Annotated in this window: 11 protein-coding genes; 5 read left to right on the top strand and 6 right to left on the bottom strand. The window is 69.3% G+C overall.

The annotated features are described in order from the left end of the window. Positions 1-94: 94 nt before the first annotated feature. The 3 genes from BO221_RS26610 to BO221_RS26600 all read right to left on the bottom strand — a co-directional run bounded on the left by BO221_RS26610 (position 95) and on the right by BO221_RS26600 (position 4,976). Complete coding sequence (locus tag BO221_RS26610) at positions 95-2,602, bottom strand: sensor histidine kinase (protein ID WP_073563340.1); 2,508 nt, start codon at positions 2,600-2,602, stop codon at positions 95-97. 92 nt (positions 2,603-2,694) lie between these two features. Next, the gene (locus tag BO221_RS26605) at positions 2,695-4,374 is read right to left on the bottom strand and encodes an ATP-binding protein (RefSeq protein WP_073563339.1); all 1,680 of its coding nucleotides are present in this window, start codon (positions 4,372-4,374) and stop codon (positions 2,695-2,697) included. 89 nt (positions 4,375-4,463) lie between these two features. Further along, positions 4,464-4,976: a GreA/GreB family elongation factor gene (locus tag BO221_RS26600; RefSeq protein ID WP_073563338.1), complete on the bottom strand. Its 513-nt coding sequence runs from the start codon at positions 4,974-4,976 to the stop codon at positions 4,464-4,466. A gap of 62 nt (positions 4,977-5,038) precedes the next feature. Between BO221_RS26600 and BO221_RS26595 the strand changes: the two genes are divergently transcribed. After that, positions 5,039-5,320: a rhodanese-like domain-containing protein gene (locus BO221_RS26595; RefSeq protein WP_073563337.1), complete on the top strand. Its 282-nt coding sequence runs from the start codon at positions 5,039-5,041 to the stop codon at positions 5,318-5,320. A 112-nt stretch (positions 5,321-5,432) separates the two neighbouring features. Beyond that, entirely contained in the window at positions 5,433-9,356 is a 3,924-nt protein-coding gene (locus tag BO221_RS26590) for a Dyp-type peroxidase (protein ID WP_073563336.1), read from the top strand. A gap of 289 nt (positions 9,357-9,645) precedes the next feature. Here BO221_RS26590 and BO221_RS26585 read toward each other — a convergent pair whose 3' ends face one another. Together BO221_RS26585 and BO221_RS26580 are read right to left on the bottom strand one after the other, a co-directional pair. Next, on the bottom strand, positions 9,646-10,926 hold the full coding sequence (locus BO221_RS26585) for an MFS transporter (protein WP_073563335.1): 1,281 nt from the start codon (positions 10,924-10,926) through the stop codon (positions 9,646-9,648). A 105-nt stretch (positions 10,927-11,031) separates the two neighbouring features. Beyond that, positions 11,032-11,940: an alpha/beta fold hydrolase gene (locus BO221_RS26580; RefSeq protein WP_073563334.1), complete on the bottom strand. Its 909-nt coding sequence runs from the start codon at positions 11,938-11,940 to the stop codon at positions 11,032-11,034. A 147-nt stretch (positions 11,941-12,087) separates the two neighbouring features. On the opposite strand from BO221_RS26580, the gene BO221_RS26575 reads away from it, so the two are divergent. Together BO221_RS26575 and BO221_RS26570 are read left to right on the top strand one after the other, a co-directional pair. Continuing rightward, positions 12,088-13,371 (top strand): NAD(P)/FAD-dependent oxidoreductase, encoded by a 1,284-nt coding sequence (locus tag BO221_RS26575; protein WP_073563333.1) that lies wholly within the window; start codon positions 12,088-12,090, stop codon positions 13,369-13,371. Then, positions 13,368-14,330, top strand: a complete 963-nt coding sequence (locus BO221_RS26570; protein WP_073563332.1) for a sigma-70 family RNA polymerase sigma factor — start codon at positions 13,368-13,370, stop codon at positions 14,328-14,330. The genes BO221_RS26575 and BO221_RS26570 overlap by 4 nt, the downstream gene beginning before the upstream one ends. Positions 14,331-14,423: 93 nt before the next feature. Here BO221_RS26570 and BO221_RS26565 read toward each other — a convergent pair whose 3' ends face one another. After that, positions 14,424-15,236, bottom strand: a complete 813-nt coding sequence (locus BO221_RS26565; protein WP_233166273.1) for a prolipoprotein diacylglyceryl transferase — start codon at positions 15,234-15,236, stop codon at positions 14,424-14,426. A gap of 447 nt (positions 15,237-15,683) precedes the next feature. Between BO221_RS26565 and BO221_RS26560 the strand changes: the two genes are divergently transcribed. Next, positions 15,684-17,102 carry a S8 family serine peptidase gene (locus tag BO221_RS26560; protein ID WP_073563330.1) on the top strand — a complete coding sequence of 473 codons (1,419 nt, stop codon included), beginning with the start codon at positions 15,684-15,686 and terminating at the stop codon, positions 17,100-17,102. Positions 17,103-17,117: the final 15 nt, after the last annotated feature.

The raw sequence follows: 17,117 nt of genomic DNA, 5'->3' as shown, positions 1-17,117 counted from the left end.
CCGGGGAACCGCCTCGTTGGAGAATTACGATAGCCTGCCCTACACCCTTCTGCACCATCCTCCAAGAAAACGTGTATTTCCGCTTGTTCGTGGATCAGCTGGCCACGGCGGCCACGGGGGCGGCGGGCGCCTCGCGGGGCAGGCGGACGTGGAAGCAGCTGCCCAGTTGAGCGCCGGGGCTCTCGGCCCAGATGGTGCCGCCGTGGCGCTGGACGATTTCCCGGCAGATGAAGAGGCCCAGGCCCAGGCCGCCGAAGTGACGCGCGGTGGCGTTGGAGGCGCGGGCGAAGGGTTGGAAGAGCAGGGCGATGCTCTCGGAGGGGATGCCGATGCCCTCGTCGCGCACCTGCAGCTCCACCGCCTCGGGGGACAGGTGGAAGCTGACGCGCACGGTGCCGCCCTGGGGCGAGTAACGCACGGCGTTGGCCAGCAGGTTGGTGATGACCTGCTCCAGGCGGGGGCCGTCCCAGATTCCCTCCACCGCCTGGGTGGGGGCCTCCAGCACGAAGCGCAGCCCCTCGTTGCCTCGCAGCTCGAAGCGTTCGATCACCTCGCGCACCAGCGGGAGCAGGTCCAACGGGGCGCGCTCCAACTCGAAGCGGCCGGCCTGGATGCGGGAGGTGTCCAGCAAATCATCCACCAGGCGGGTGAGGCGATCCGTCTGGCGGGCCATGGAGCGCAGGGCCTTGAGGGTGCGCTCGCGCTCGGGGAAGTCGCCGCCCTTCTCCATGCGGCTGAGGGTGAGGGCGGCGAAGCCCTTGAGGGGCGTGAGCGGGGTGCGCAGCTCGTGGCTGGCCACGGAGAGGAACTCCTCGCGCAGCCGCACGGCCTCGCGCAGCTCGCCCTGGGCGGCCTCGGTGCGGGTGGCCATTTCGTTGAAGCCGTGGCACAGCCCGCCCAGCTCGTCGTTCTCCTCCACGGGGACGCGGCGGGACAGCTCGCCCCGGCCGATGGCGTCGGTGGCCTCCACCAGCGTCTCCAGGCGGCGGATGATGTCGCGGGCCACGAACTGGGACAGGGCCAGCATGAGCAGCACGCCCAGCGCGAGGATGGCGATGAAGGCCACGCTGGTGCGGGTGATGGCGCGGTAGGCCACGCCCATGTCCTGGGCGACGACGACGCTCCACTCGGTGCCGGGCACGGGCGCGTTCGCGGCCAGGAGAATCCGTTGATCCTCCGGGCCGAACGTCTCCACCACGCCCTCCTCGCTGGTGGACAGCTTCTGGCGCAGGACGCCGGGCAGGTAGGCCTCGCTCAGCAGGGGAGCGCCGGGCTGCGTGTCGCGCAGGAGCAGCAGGCCGCGCCGGTCCAGCACCTGGACGCGGAAGCGCTGGGCGGCGGGCGTCACCGCGGCGGACAGGCGCTCCAGCGAGAGCAGGCCCACCAGCATGCCCTCCAGCTTGCCGTCCTGCTTGAAGGGCAGGGCGATGGCGACGTGGGGCAGATCCAGGATGCTGATGTAGGGGCGCGAGACGTAGGGGGCGCCGGTGCCCATCACCCCGGCGTAGTAGTCGCGGTGGGCGAAGCTGCCGAGGTTCTTCGTGCCGTAGGAGGAGGCGAAGCCCTCGCCGTCCTTGGCCACGACGATGGCGGCGTCGAAGGCGCGGGCCTGGGCGGGGAGGTTGCGCAGGTAGAGGGCCACCTGGGCGGTGTCCCGGTTGGCGTAGGCCTTGCGGAAGCCGGGGGACTCGAGCAGCAGTTGCAGGGACTCGCGCGCGTCGTCGAGGTAGCGCACGAGGAAGTCGGCCTCGCCGGCGGCGGCGCGGAGGGTGTCGTCGCGCACCTGGCGCTCGACGGCGTTCTGGGCCATCCAGGCCGCGAAGCCGCCCAGGGCCAGCAGCGGCACCACGCCGGCGAAGGCCAGTCCGCGCAGCAGCTTGAAGCCGATGGTGCGGGGCGCACGCGGGCGGAAGCCGAGCACCGAGATGACGCACGCCAGGGCGAGGATGATGTAGATGCTGGCGGCCGGCACCGAGCCGAGGCGGGCCACGGCCCAGGCGAGCAGCGCGAAGTCCAGCGCGAGCAGGCCCAGCAGCACGCGGGGCAGCCGGGGCTCGCGATGCACCGCGGGGGACAGCAGCCCCGCGCCGCAGCCCAGGAAGACGAGCCCCATGGGCACCAGCAGCGGCGCCACGGAGGCGTAGAAGACGGGCGGGAAGCGGTGGCGCGCCACCAGCAGCAGCAGGCCGAAGGCGAGCGAGATGAGCGCCACCACGCCGCGGAACACCTCGCGCCGCCGCCACGAGGGGGATGCCTCCAGGGCCAGTCCCGCCAGCAGCAGCGGGTAGAGGATGGCGCCGGTGAGGCCGCCGGTGCGCACGTGCAGCACCCACCAGTACAGCCCGGTGACGGCGCCGAAGCCCACGCGCCCCAGCACGTCCAGCCAGCGCGGGGCCTGGGCGTAGAGCATGGTGGCCATGAGCACGATGCTGCTGGCCAGGTAGGCCACGCCCATGGCGCGGACATAGGGGTACAGGGGCCGGAAGTACGCCGCGTGGAACTCGTACGGCACGTACGTCATGGCCACGCCGAAGATGAGACCGAACACCGCCGCGGGCCAGGTGAGGGGCAAGGATGAAGGGCGGGGGGGCTCTGCTCTCATGCACCTCCCTTCCAATCAGCTTGCCCGTTCCAAATCCACCGCCCGCGGGTGATTCGTCCATCGCCCGACACCCCGCGTGTGGGGAAGAGTGCTCAGGGGGTGGCCTCGAGCGGAAGCTGGACGGTGAAGGTGGCGCCAGCCCCCAGGGTGCTGGTGACGCTCACGGTGCCCCCCAGGGCCTCGACGATTTGACGGGTGATGTAGAGGCCCAGGCCGAGGCCGCCGTAGTGGCGATCCGACACGGCGCGCTCGAAGCGGCCGAAGAGGCGGGGGAGGCTCTCGGGGGCGATGCCGATGCCCTCGTCGCGCACCTCGAGGCGGGCGCACGCGCCGTCGGAGGACACCTTCAGGCGCACGGGCTTGCCAGCGCCATACTTGAGGGCATTGGAGAGGAGGTTGGTGACCACCTGCTCCAGGCGGATCCGGTCCCAGGCGCCCACGGCGGGGCCGGAGAGCTCCAGGTGGATGGGGCTGTGGGCCTGGGTGGCGGGCAGCTCGAAGTGGGCGGCCACGTCCTGGACGAGCGCGGACAGGTCCACCGGCTCCAGGTCCAGGCGCAGGCGGCCGGCGTGGAGGTGGGTGACGTCCAGCAGCTCGTTGACGAGCGCGTTGAGGCGGCCGGCGTTGCGGTCGATGTTCTCCAGCTTGGACAGGAGGGAGGCGGGGGCCTGGCCGGCCTCGGTGCGGCGGGCGCCGCGCAGCAGCGACTGCACGTTGAGCTTGAGGGAGGTGGTGGGGGTGCGCAGCTCGTGGGCGGCGACGGTGAAGAACTCATCGCGCTGGGCCACGGCCTGGCGGGCCTCGCGGAAGAGGAGGACGTTGTCCACGGAGAGGGCCACGCGGTCGGCGAGGTCCTCGGCGAAGCGCAGGTCCTCCACGCCGAGGGTGCGCGGGGAGAAGGTGTAGAGGACGAGCGCGCCCAGGGGGCGTCCGCGCGCGCGCAGCGGCACGGCCAGCACGGAGTGGGGCCCGAGTGCCTGCATGAGGCGCAGGTGCTCCGCGTCCCGGGCGAGGGCGTGGAGGAGGGGTGGCGTCAGCTCGGTGAGGAGCTGGGGCACGCCCTGGGGCAGCATCAGGCCCACGAGGCCGGGCTCGCCGGAGGCCTCGCCGCCGGAGGCCTGTGAGGAGCGCCGCAGCACCTCGAGGAGCAGGGCCTCCTGGACGGGCTCGGTGGTGACGGTCTCGCACAGGAGGGGCTGGCCGCGGCTGTCCATCACCTGGAGGACGCAGGCGTCGGCGAAGGAGGGGACGCAGCGGCGGGCCAGCTCGCGCAGGGCGCTCTCCACGTCGAGGGAGGCGGTGAGCAGGTGGCTGGCCTCGGCGAGGAAGGTGGACTCGCGCTCCTCGCGCTTGCGGCGGGTGATGTCGTTGAACCAGATGGAGAGCCCGTCGCCGCGCTTGAGGGCGACGATGCGGAACCAGCGCTCGCGGTTCGCCAGGGGGAAGTACACCTCGTCCACGTAGGGCTGGCCGGTCTCCACCACGAGGGCGAGGCGGGAGTGGATGCCGCGGCTGCGCGCGTCGGGGAGCAGCTCGATGATGCCCCGGCCGAGCACGAAGGCCAGGCTCATGCCCATCATGGTCTCGGCGGCGGGGTTGGCGTACAGCCAGCGGAAGTCCACCAGCGTCCCGGTGCCGTCGCGCACGGCGGCCACGGCCATGTAGCCATCGGGGTGGTCGGCGGCGAAGACCCAATCGTCCACGGGCGTGGGAGTGGGCTCCTCCGGGCACTCCGGACGGATGCTCTTCGCGGCTCCACGGGCTTGGGACATGGCGCGCGACCTCCTGTGGTGCAGGGCCCCCCTGCGCTGCTGACGCGGGAAGCGTGAAAGGAGTCGCGGTGGGGATCAAGCCGGGGTGGTCAGGCGACCTCGAGGACCGTCCACTCGCGTACCTCCCCGGCGAGGGTCACCTCGATGGTGTCACCCGCCCGACGTCCCAGGAGGGCGCGGCCCACGGGGGAGGCGGGGGTGATGACGGAGAGGAAGCCATCGCCCCCGGGGCCGGTGAGCTCGGTGCCGGCGCCGACGGGGAGCAGGAAGAAGGTGCGCTCGGAGAAGCCCTCCTCGTCCTCGGTGGACACGTCGATGAGGGCGCCGAGGGCGACGGCGCTCTTGCGGGAGAAGCGGGGGACGCCTTCCTGCTGGAAGTCGGAGAGGGCCTTGATTTCCTCCTGGACGCGGCGGGCACGCTGGGCCTGTCCGGTGGCGAGGCTGCCGTACTCGATGACGGCGCGGCCGTCCTCCTTCTTCTCGGACTCGGTGGCGAGGGTGCGGGCGGCCTCACGGGCCTCGAGCTCGGCGCGGTGGGCGAGGCGGTCGCTCTGGCGGAGCCGGTCGGCGAGCTGGTCGAGCAGGGCGTGTTTGTCCAACATGGTGCGACGGGACTGTAGCGTCCTGGTGGGAGGGCTCCAGTTTCCGGCTACAGTCCGGGGCCATGACGCCGAAAGAACTGTCGCAGAAGGCCCGGGAGCTGGTGGGGCAGGGGTGGATGTTGCTGGACGTGCGGACGCCGGAGGAGTTCCAGATGGGGCACCCGGAGCCGGCGAGGAACATCCCCGTGCAGGAGTTGCCGCGGCGGGTGGCGGAGGTGGGCCCGCCCGGGACGAAGGTGGTGGTGTATTGCCAGGCGGGAGGCCGCAGTGCCATGGCGACTCAAATCCTCCAGGCTCACGGTATTACAGACATCTTTGATTTGAAGTCCGTGTCCTATTGGTGACAACAGCAACACAGTCACCCGGAAGAATCCTTCCAGCGCCGTGCCCCTGCTAGCGTTCGATGGTGAGCACTCACGAAGGGTGCTCATCACCACTACCTGGGGGAATCACGACATGAATGCGCGGTTGCCGCTGTCTCGAGAGCTCCATTCCGCGGAGCGCCTGTCCACGAAGCATGGACGGCAGATCAGCCACGACGTCTGGGGACTGGTGCAGCGTGGCCTGGTCTATCCGGCGCCCTACGCGTTGTTCGCGACCTTCTGGCGCATGGCCGAGGGAAAGGGCCAGCCGGTGACGCTGGACATCCTGCGGCGGCTGATGAAGGACGTCCGCGAGGAGATCCACGCGAATTACGGCAGCGCCAATACCAGCGCCATCGTCGGCGTGGGTTTCCGGCTCTGGCAGCAGTGGTGTGCCGAGGCGGGCACCGAGCTTCCCAAGGGAATGCAGCTGTGCTTCCCGGAGGAGGGGTCCGCCTATCGCTCGTCGGTGTTCTCCCGCTCGTGTGGGACCTTCGTGGATTCGCAGGGAGATCTCTGGTTCCACATCAAGTCCGATGAGGAAAGCCATTGCGAGGGGGTCTTCGAGTTCATCCGCAAGCGGTTGGAGGAGGAGGAGCGCTGTGCGCATTCCCCGCCCGGCAGCAACCAGAAGGCGGCCACGAAGTCCACGCGTCCGGACAAGCGCGGCGGCAAGGTGCTGGGCTGCCGGTTCTCCGAGACGCTGAACAATCCCGCGGATCCTGTCTCCGTCCAGGAGCAGACCCTGGTGGGATTCGAGGACCCGGTGCACGTCGGCGCCTCCTTCGTGGTCGCGCAGCGGTTCGTCATCAACTGGGAGCACCTGCTCAACATGAGCCCCCAGCAGATCGAGGACCTCGTGGGGCGCACGACCGAGGACATCCTCATTCCCACGCATGACGACCGGAGCCACATCAAGAGCGCCCGCGTGCAGGACGCCCAGGGCAACACCATGCAGGTGCTGCGGCTGAGCCTCCCCTTCGGGAGGGCGCGCTCCCTGGAGAACGACGAGCTGCGCGCCAAGGGGGCGAGCCTCCGGGATGAGGAGGGGCTCTACTTCGCGGGCTATGCCCGGAGCATCCAGGTGCTCGAGTCCATCATGAACCAGCAGATTGGTGACACGGGCGGCTTCATGAGGGACCGGCTCCTCTCCGAGATGAGCGCCAACCTGGGAGGCTTCTACTACGTCCCCAGCCAGGCGGACCTCGGCCTGGAGCCGGTTCAGATCCAGGGGGTGGACGCAACGGATTGGACGCGCTTCCCCGGAGTGGACTGGAGCCGGCTGGATCGGCACTTCGACAGGTCCTCGCCGAACGGGTACATGCAGTACAACCACAAGAACTACCTGTTCGAGATGTCCACGATGTCCGAGGAGGATCGCGCGAAGTATCTGCCGCCCTCCCAGCGGGTGTTGCAGTTGCTCTCCAGCACCTTCTCGCGCTGGCAGGACAACTGGTACTTCGATCGCCGTCAGGAGGAGCTCCAGCACCTGTGTGCCTACGTCGCGCGCAAGTACGGCGCGGACAAGGCCCGGGAGGTGATGGGGTTGCCCGTCGTCGAGCGCATGGGCTGGGCCATCAAGGTGAGCCTCGGGGACGCCTTCGTGGACCCCGCGTATGGCTTCCGGGGACGCAAGCAGGATGCGAAGGGCAACTGGTACAACGGGGCCGACACCTACCGCATCCACCCGGCGGAGCTCATCGTGGGCGCCATGCCGAACCTCGGACTCGGACAGGGCCGCTACGTCATCGACTACGCCCGTGAGGACGAGCGCATCGGCAACTTCTTCGCCGGGCTGAGCTATGCCTCGGGCGTGGGCCACTTGGTGCCCGGTTTCCAGCGGATGTTGGACAAGGGCCTCGGTGGCCTCGTGGCCGAGGTGAATGCCCGGCACGACTCGACGACGGACGAGAAGAAGCGCCAGTTCTACCGGGGCGTCCTGCGGGCGCTCGAGGGCGTCCAGGAGCACTGCCTGGCCTATGCGAAGCTCGCGGGCGAGCTGGCGGCCGCGATGGAGCCGGGCCGGCGCGCCGAGCGGGACAACCTGCTGGCCATCCAGGAGCGGATGAAGCGGATCTCCAGCGCGGCTCCCAAGACGATGCTCGAGGCCGCGCAGCTCATCTTCACGATGCACGCGTGCCTGCACCTCATCGGCGAGCCCACGGCCATCGGCCGGCTCGACCAGATGCTCTTCCCCTTCTACGAGCGGGACGTGGCCAACGGGCAGATCGACGACGAGCAGGCGCAGGAGATCATCGACTGCTTCTGGATCAAGGTGGGCGAGAAGGTGCAGCTCAACCGCCAGTTCGTCGAGGACCACCAGCCCTACGGCAACCTGGCGATGGGCGGCATGAGCGGCAACTACCCGCAGGGCGCCGCCAACAACCAGTGGATCCAACAGGTGACCGTGGGTGGCACCGTGGCGGATGCGGCACCGGGAGCGGGCAGGCCCGCGTACAACAAGGTGACGCTGTTGTGCCTGCGCGCCGCCCGGCGCCTGCCGCTCAACGCGCCCTGCCTGTCGCTGCGCGTGCGCAAGGACATTCCCCCCGAGTACCTGCACGAGGCCTCGCTCGCGCTGCTGAGCGGTGGCGCGCACCCCATCCTGCTCAGTGACGAGAAGATCATCCCGGGCCTGCAACACAGCGGAGACGGGGTGGGCAACGGCACGGGGGCGACGGCCTTCACGCCCGTGGCGGAGAAGGCGGGCGCGGTGTGGCGCAGCGAGGTGGCGCTCGAGGCCGCGCGCGACTACGCCTGCGATGGCTGCTACGAGCCGCAGCTCGTGGGCAGGAACTGGTTCACCCTGGGCGGGATGAGCTCCCTGCAGCCGCTCGAGGCCGCGCTCAACCAGGGCAAGAGCTGGACCTCCGCCGGGCCCATGTACTTCCGCGGCCAGCGTGTGTCGTTCACCTCGCCGCATCCGAAGGACATCCGCTCGTTCGAGCAGGTGTTGGAGCTCTTCTTCGAGCACCTGCGCTGGATGTACGCCAAGCAGGTGGACGGGTTGCTGGGCGTCTTCGGCACGATGAGCGCCGTGTGCCCCTCGCCGCTGCTGTCCGTGTTCGTCGATGACTGCCTCGACAAGGGATTGGACCTCTACGAGGGCGGAGCGCAGTACAACGTCGTGGCGCCCTGCTTCACGGGCTCCTCGACGGTGATCAACTCGCTCTACGCCATCCAGAAGATGGTGTTCGACCCGGACACGGCGGTGACGTCGCTGCCGGAGCTCGTCGAGGCGCTCATCTGCGATTGGGGCTACAAGATGGACGAGCCCTTCATCAGCACGCTGGCGGGCCCGGCGCGCATCGAGGCCAAGGCCGAGCGGTACAAGAAGCTGCGCGAGGTGGCCATGGCGCTGCCCCGGTACGGCCGCGGCCACCAGGAGCTCGACCGCATGGGCGACGAGCTGCTCGCGCGCATCGCGGAGACGGGGATGCGCGTCTTCACCGAGCCGGCGGAGCCCACGGCGCAGAAGATGGTGGAGCTTGCGCGGCGGCTCGGCACGCCGGACAAGCCCTTCGGCGGCTTCCAGGTGCAGCCGGGCGTGGGCACGTTCGAGAACTACTTCGAGTTCGGCGCCATGTTCGGGGCCTCGGCGGATGGCCGGCGCCTCGGGGAGACGCTCGCCTCGGACCTGAGTCCGTCGCCGAGCTTCGCGGACCAGCCCGTGAACCACCAGGACGTGGGCTTCCTCCAGTCGCTCTCCGGCTTCACGGGGAAGGGCGCGGATGCCTTCACGAGCGGGGCGCCCACGGACTTCAACATCCGCGAGGAGTTCTCCGCCGAGGCGCTCCAGCGGGTGCTCACGGCGTTCGCCGAGGGCCGGGGCTCCAACATCCTGACCGTGACGTGCGCCAACCCGGAGACCTTCGCGGAGGCCTCGCGAAGCCCGGAGAAGTACGACGTGCTGCGCGTGCGCATGGGCGGCTGGTCGGAGTTCTTCGTGGCCATGTACCCGGGCCACCAGGCCCAGCACCAGCGGCGTCCGCTCAGCACTCCTGACGAGACGCGCTAGGCCAGCCGAAGTAGGTCCGTTCAGGGGTCTCTCCTCAGCTCGAAAGCAGGAGGGACCCCTCCGGGCCCGGTCTCGCCAGACTTGTCCAACTGTTGGACAAGTTCGTGAAGAGCGCGCCCGGAAGGCGGACTCCCTCACCCCTGAAAGGACTTTGTTCCGATGGCTTGGGCCAGGAGAGAAGTCCTGTCTGGAGGGAGGGCACCCCACGCGTTCCTACGAAGCACTCCCCGCGCTCGGGGGGAGACGTGGACCGGGCGGCGGGGAAGTCTGCCCGGTCCGTGCTCGAGCCTCAGGACAGCGCGGGCTCGGTGGACGGCTTGGGCGCGGGAGCGGGCTGCTCGCGGATGCCGGCCAGCACGAGCGTCGCGGCGACGACGAGGGCGCCCAGCATGAAGTGGAAGCCGGTGGCGTAGTCATTGCCGTTCCACTCGATGACCTTGCCGATGAGGATGTTGGTGAGGAATCCGCCGATCTGCCCGCCGGTGTTGATGAAGCCGGAGCCCGAGCCCATGAGCTTGGGCGGGACGAGAATCATGGGGAGGGTCCAGATGGCACCGGCGGCCATGAAGAGGAGGAAGCCGGCGATGCACTGGGCAATCATGTACGGGACGGGGTCGTTGATCTGCGTGAAGAGGTAGAGGCAGACACCGCCGAGGGCCTGGCAGCCGAACACGAGGTACTTGCGGCGGCCGCGGAACCAGCGGTCGGACACGTAGCCGGCGAGCGTGCAGCCGATGCCGCCGAAGAGGAACGGCAGGGCGCCGAGCAGGCCGGTCTTGGTGAGGGAGAGCTTCTTCACCTCGAGCAGGTACGTGGGCAGCCAGTTGAGCCAGCCGTACATGGTGAGGTTGTAGACGAGGGCGACGAAGAAGAGGACCCAGATGGCGGGGGAGCTGAGCAGCTGGCCGAAGCTGGCCTTCTCCAGGGTCTGCTCGGAGTTGGCGGCCTGGGAGCGGCTGTCGCGCTCGAACTCCTCGAGCTCCTCGCGGGAGACGTTCGGGTTGTCCTGGATGGAATTGGTGATGTAGAGCCAGGCGGCGAGCAGGCAGAGGACGCCGGCGCCGCCGAGGGCGAAGAAGCTGCCGCGCCAGCCGAGGATGGGCAGGAACCAGGCGAGCAGCAGGGAGGAGATGGCGGGTCCGAACGCCACGGACGAGAGGATGATGGCGTTGGCGGTGCCGCGGTTCTTCTTGGTGTACCAGTTGCCGATGACCTTCCAGACGGCGGCGGGGAAGATGCCCTCGCCGATGCCGAAGAGGAAGCGCACGGCGAGCATGCTGGCGAGGCCGCCGACGACGCCGGTGAGGGCGGTGAAGACGGACCACCAGGCGAGCGCGAAGAGGATGACCTTCCGGGGCCCGATGCGGTCGGCGAGCATGCCGCCGGGAATCTGGAAGAGGGCGTAGCCGAGGAAGAAGGCGCTGAGGATCCACCCGATGCGCTCTGGCCCGACGTTGAGCTCCGTGCGGATGAACGGGATGGTCATGTTGATGGCCATCCGGTCCAGCCAGGCCACGAGGTAGCACAGGAGCACTGCGAGCCCGACCTTGTAGCTGGTCTTGAAAGTCATGGAGCGGGAGCATATCCGCCCGGTTCGCTGACAGGTAGGCGCTCCGAGGAGATGACGGGGCGTGCCGGGGCCTGGGACCGCGGGTAGAGGAGGGCGGGCAGGCGGCTACTCCGCGCGAAGCGAGCGCAGGAACTGCTTCACATCGTCGACGAAGCGCTGGGGCAGCTCGACGTGGGGCGCATGGCCGGTCTCCGTATAGAGCACGAGGGAGGCGCTGGGCAGGGCCTGGGCGAGGGCCTGCTGCTCGGCGACGGAGAAGAACCCATCGTGGTCGCCGCCGACGACGAGGGTGGGGACGGAGATGTCGCGGAGGCGGGCGGAGTGGTCCTCGGCGATGAGGCCGTCGAGTGCGGCCTTCCAGACGCGAGCGGGGACCTTGAGGCTCTCGGAGACGGCGGTGTCGAGGAAGGAGGGGGGAATGGGGCGGTAGAAGGTGCCGGCCTGGAATTCGCGGACGAAGGCGGGGTCGATGGGCTCGGAGAGAGTGTCCACGACGGACTTCAGTTCGGCGGCGACGGCGTTGCCATGGACGGTGGGGGCCGAGCCGATGAGGACGAGGGCCTGGACGCGCTGGGGGTGCTCGAGGGCGGCCTGCTGGGCGATGAAGCTGCCCATGGAGTGACCGACGAGGACGGCGCGCTGGATGCCCTGGGAGTCGAGGAAGGCGGCGACATCGGAGGCGAAGTCGGATGGGGAGTAGCAGCAGTCGGGGCGGGAGGAGTCCCCATGGCCGCGCTGGTCGAGCGCGTAGACGTGGAAGTTCCTGGGGAGGAGGGGGAGGACGCGCTCGAAGGAGAGATACGAGTCGGTGTAGCCGTGGAGGAGGACGAGGACGGGACCGTCGTGACGGCCCTGCTCGACGTAGTGCATGCGGACGCCGGTGGAGAGCTGGACGGAGGCGTGGCGGAAGGAAGCGGGCTCGGATGCGAGCGCGGGGGTGGAGGCCTGGCTGGTACGAGCACCGCAGGCGAGCAGGGCCGTGGAGACGATCATCAGGAGGACATGAATCTTCATGGGTTCCAATCTCCTCCCTCTCCCCTCGGGAGAGGGTCGGGGTGAGGGTATCTCGGGCCCCGGAATCCCCCCGTGTAACCTTTTCGAGCCCCCCGTCGTGGTCCCAGTGAGCCCAAGAGAAATCGGCTCGGAAACAGGGAGCGGACGATGAAGAAGACGACGGACGTGGTGGTGGTGGGAGGGGGGCTGGGCGGGCTGGCGGTGGCGGTGCTGCTGGCGCGAGGGGGGAAGAAGGTGACGCTGTTGGAGAAGTCGAAGCACCTGGGGGGCCGGGCGCACACGACGGAGGTGGAGGGCTACCACTTCAACCTGGGGCCACACGCGCTGTACCTGGGAGGAGCGGCGGGGCGGGTGCTGGGGAAGCTGGGAGTGCCGATGCCGGGAAGGAGCCCGGGGGAGGGCAGCTTCGCGCTGAGAGGGAATCGGCTGCACCCGATGCCGGCGGGAGCGGTGTCGCTGCTGATGACGGATCTGCTGGGAGCGGCGGGCAAGCTGGAGTTCGGGCGGGTGATGACGGGCCTGATGAAGACGGAGGCCGGGGAGCTGGAGGGCCGGAGCGTGAGCGGATGGCTGGACGAGCACGTGACGAGGGTAGAGGTGCGCGAGGTGCTGGAGGCCTTCTTCCGGGTGGCGACGTACTGCGCGGACACGAGCGCGATGGCGGCGGACGTGGCGGTGGAGCAGTTCCAGCTGGCGAGGAAGGGGGTGCGCTACCTCGACGGAGGCTGGATCGGGCTGGTGCGAGCGCTGGCGGGGATGGCGGGGGAGGCGGGGGTGGAGGTGGTGGGCTCGGCGAAGGTGGAGTCGGTGGTGCGGGAAGCGGGAGGGATACAGGACCGGGTGCGAGGGGTGCGGTTGGCGGACGGAACGGAATACGAGGCGGAGACGGTGGTGCTCGCCGGGGGGCCCAGGGACGTGGCGGCGCTGTTGCCGGGGGACGAGGTGGTGGCGGGGTGGGTGGCGGAGGCGAAGCCGGTGAAGGCGGCGACGCTGGACGTGGGGCTGTCGAAGCTGCCGAAGCCGAGGGCGCTGTTCGCGTTGGGGACGGACCGGCCGTGGTACGTGTCGGTGCACTCGGCGTTCGCGAAGCTGGCGCCGGAGGGGGGCGCGATGGTGCACGTGGCGAAGTACCTCGGGGGCGCGGAGGAGTCAGCGGACGAGGCGGAGCTGGAGGGGGTGCTGGACGTGCTGCAGCCGGGGTGGAGGGAGCACGTGGTGACGAAGCGCTTCCTGCCGGGGCTGACGGTGATGAACGCGCTGCCGGCGAGGAGCCTGGAGAAGAGGCCGGGGCCGCGGGTGGAGCACGTGCGAGGGCTGTACGTGGTGGGAGACTGGGTGGGGCGGGAGGGGCTGTTGGTGGATGCGTCGTTGGCGAGCGCGGAGACGGTGTCACGGCTGCTGGGCACGGAGGCGGGAGCGCGAGCGGCATGAAGCAGACGGCACACGAGGCGCTGGAGCGTGCGGCGCGGGAGCACGAGAAGTTCCTCTGGGGCCTGTGCTACCGGATGACGGGAGTGTCGGCGGACGCGGACGAGCTGGTGCAGGAGACGTACGCGAGGGCGCTGACGTCCCCGCCGGGGAGGCTGGAGGAGGTGCGCCCGTGGCTGACGCGGGTGGCGATGAACCTGGCGAGGGACAGGCTGAGGAGGAGGAAGCGGGAGGGGTACGTGGGCCCGTGGCTGCCATCGCCGGTGGACACGGGGGAGGAGGCGGTGGCGGCGGTGGAGGCGGAGTTGCCGGGGGGAGGGACGACGGAGGGCCGCTACGAGCTGTTGGAGAGCGTGTCGTACGCGTTCCTGCTGGCGCTGGAGGCGCTGACGCCGAGACAGCGGGCGGTGCTGTTGCTGAGGGACGTGTTCGACTACTCGGGGCGGGAGGTGGGGGAGTGCCTGGGGATGAGCGAGACGAACGTGAAGGTGACGCACCACCGGGCGAGGCAGGCGATGGCGAGCTACGACCGGGCGAGGTGCATGCCGACGAAGGCGTTGCAGGAGCGGACGAGGGAGGTGCTGGTGGGCTTCCTGGGGGCGCTGGCGTCGGGGGACGTGGAGGCGGCGGAGGCGTTGCTGGCGGATCCGGTGAGGGCGCTATCGGACGGGGCGGGCGAGACGTACGCGGCGCGGTTGCCGGTGGTGGGGCTGAAGAGGGTGTCGCTCTTCTACCGGCGGGTGCAGGAGATGAGAGGAGCGCCGGAGGCGGTGGAGCTGAGGATGTTCAACGGCCTGCCGGCGGTGGTGGCCGAGTGGAAGCACGGCCCGCCACGATTGCCGACGCGGATGGTCATCCGGGTGGATCTCGACGCGGAGGGAAGAATCGCGGAGGTGCACTCGGTACTGGCGAGCCGCAAGTTGACCCATATCCCCTCGCCCCCCGGGAGAGGGACGGGGTGAGGGTGCCCGGGCCCCGGGTTGAACCCGTGTAAACCCCCTCTCCCTTTGGGAGAGGGTTGGGGTGAGGGTCAGTCACCCCGGGACCCGCGGAACCTACCGGACCTGCGGCTGAACCCCTGCGTCCGAGCCCACGGTGGGAGAATCCCTCCGTTCAGGAGCCCGCCACTTCGCCAGTCCATAAACGCCGAAGGCGATGAGCGCGAAGCAACCGAACTGAGCGGGCGTCAGGCCGAAGTACCGTGCATCGACATAGGAGAGGTCGGTGGCGCGGAGGGAGTCGAAGAAGAACCGCCCACACGCGTACAGAATGGAGAGCAGGGGAAGCAGCCGGCCGCGGAGCGCCCCGGCGTTGCGCAGCAGCAGCAACAGGCCGGAGATGGCGAAGAGGAAGGCGGCGTCATACATGCCGAGGTCGTGGCGGGGCCCGAGGGGGAGGGGGAAGTCGACGGCGAGGAAGAAGTCGGTGCGGACGCCGGGGTGGTCGTGGACGGCGAAGCAGCCGAGGCGGGCGATGGCCCAGCCGGGGGCGACGGAGAGGGCGAAGGCGTCGGCGTAGTCGCGGAAGCGCAGCTTGCGGACCTTGAAGAAGACGACGGCGGCGAGGATGCCGCCAATCAGCCCGCCGAAGGACGACAGCCCGTCCCACACCTTGAAGATCTGGAAGGGGCTCTTGGAGAGCTCCTCGGGGTGGTAGGCGAAGAGGTGGAAGAGGTGTCCGACGACGACACCCACACCGACACCCCAGGGGGCGTAATCGGCCAGCGGGTTGGAGTCGAGGCCCTCGCGCTCGGCGTGGCGGGTGAGCATTCGGGCGGCGAAGAGGACGCCGAGCGCCACGAAGATGCCGAAGGGCTCGAGGGTGAAGGGGCCGAGCGGGATGGAAGGCGGTTTGATGTAGGGAATCAAGAGTCTCTCCGGCGGGCGGACGGGAACAGCCATAGTCCGCCTGGCCATCGGGTGGCGAACAAATGTGGGGGGTGGGGTGCTTCCCCCGGTTTCAACCCAGGAGCAGGCGGGCGAGCGCAATCTCCCCAGCGGACACTCCGTGCGGCCGCTATTTTCCAGCCTGTCGCGACTCGTATTACGCTTTCCCGAAGTGAATGGTTTCCGGTTTCGTACGTTGTGACAGTCATCCACTGGAACACACGGGGGGCCGATGGCGTCCAGAGCGGGGATGCCTGGGATTCATGTCAGGGGGGGCCGCTCTAGTCACACTGTGAGCCGACGGTGTGGAGAAGGGCGGTGTGACGGAGGACGGTGTCCCACCTCGGCTCCGAGAGGGGACGGCCGAAGCCAGGCCGTGGCCACCGGGCAGTCCGTGCAGTCGGTATCGAGTAAAGGAGCGAACCCATCATGAAGTCCTACCTCCTGGTTCCGAAGGAGTCGATCGAGACCCACGCCCATCCCGGCGTGCGGGGCACGGAGCAGGGAGAGCGCGTCCTGCAGCGCACCACCGCCCTTCAGTTCATGATCAGCGGGCGGGCGCCGGACATGCTGCGCAGCCTCGGTTTGCGCTCCGCCACGCTGCCCGGGCGTCTGCCCGAGGTGAGCAAGCCTCCCACCGCGGCGAAGAAGAAGACGGCGAAGGGCCGCGGCCGCAAGAACGAAGTCCAGGTGTCGGTGAACAACGACGGCCCGGTGATGGAGCCGCCCACGGCCTCGGAGGTGGGCACCTACCGCCACATGCCGCTCATTGGCGCGACCATGGCGCACTTCACCTCGGAGCAGGCCGAGCGTGTGGCCAAGGAGGAGCTGGGGCGCGACTTCGAGTTCATCCCGGACACGGTGCAGCTCACCTTCCCGGGCCCGGTGTCCGCGGGGCAGCTCGGCCCGCGCAACCAGGGCCTGTCCTCGCTCGTCAACCGCGAGTGGCCCGAGGAGTGCGGCGTCAACTCCGCCCATGCGCAAGGCATCAAGGGCGCGGGTGTGATGCTCGGCATCCTCGACACCGGCGTGGACGCGGATCACCCCGAGCACCAGAACCGCCTCATCCAGTTCCGCTACGTCTCGCTCTTCCCCAACTCGCCGCACAACCCGGCGCGTGACGTGCGCGGCTTCGACCCGGATGGGCACGGCACGCACGTGGCGGGCATCGCCGCCGGCCAGTACCACGGCGTGGCGCCCGAGGTGGACCTCTACGTCGCCTCCGTCATCGAGTCCGAAAGCATACGGACGAGCCTGGGCCGTGTAGCCGCCGGCATGGAGTGGCTGCTACACCAGTTCTCACGTCCTGAGAACGCCACCCGTCCCGCGGTGGTGAACATGTCCCTGGGGTTCCCCGTGCAGCCGCCTCAAGGTGTCAGCGACATGGAGTACCGCCTCAACATCCGCGCGCTGCAGACGCTGCTGCGCCGCCTGGTGGACTCCAACGTCCTGCCCATCGTGGCGGCCGGCAATGGAGGCGCTGGGACGGCTGGTTACCCAGCGGCCTTCCCGGAGGCCCTGGCCGTGGGGGCGGTCGACTTCTCGCGGCGGGTGGCCAGCTTTTCGGCCAGCGGCGTGGTGAATCAGCGATCTGTTCCCGACGTGATGGGTTATGGCGTGAACGTCTACTCGAGCACAGAACGAAGGTGTAACAACCAGGCGTTCTATGAACGAATGAGCGGAACGAGCATGGCCGCCCCTTACGTCGCGGGACTCGCCGCGCTATATCGCTGCCGTTCCCCGGACTTGACGGCACTTGAAGTCAGGGATTTGATTCTAGACAATGTGCTGAAGCTGCCCAAGACGCCTTCTGGGCGCGCGGGCAGGGGTCTGGCGGTCTACAAGTGATGGCGGCTACCAGGG

It is taken from the genome of Archangium sp. Cb G35, assembly GCF_001896145.1.
GTDB classification, from domain to species: Bacteria; Myxococcota; Myxococcia; order Myxococcales; family Myxococcaceae; genus Archangium; species Archangium violaceum.
This window is presented reverse-complemented; position numbering and strand designations above follow the sequence as displayed.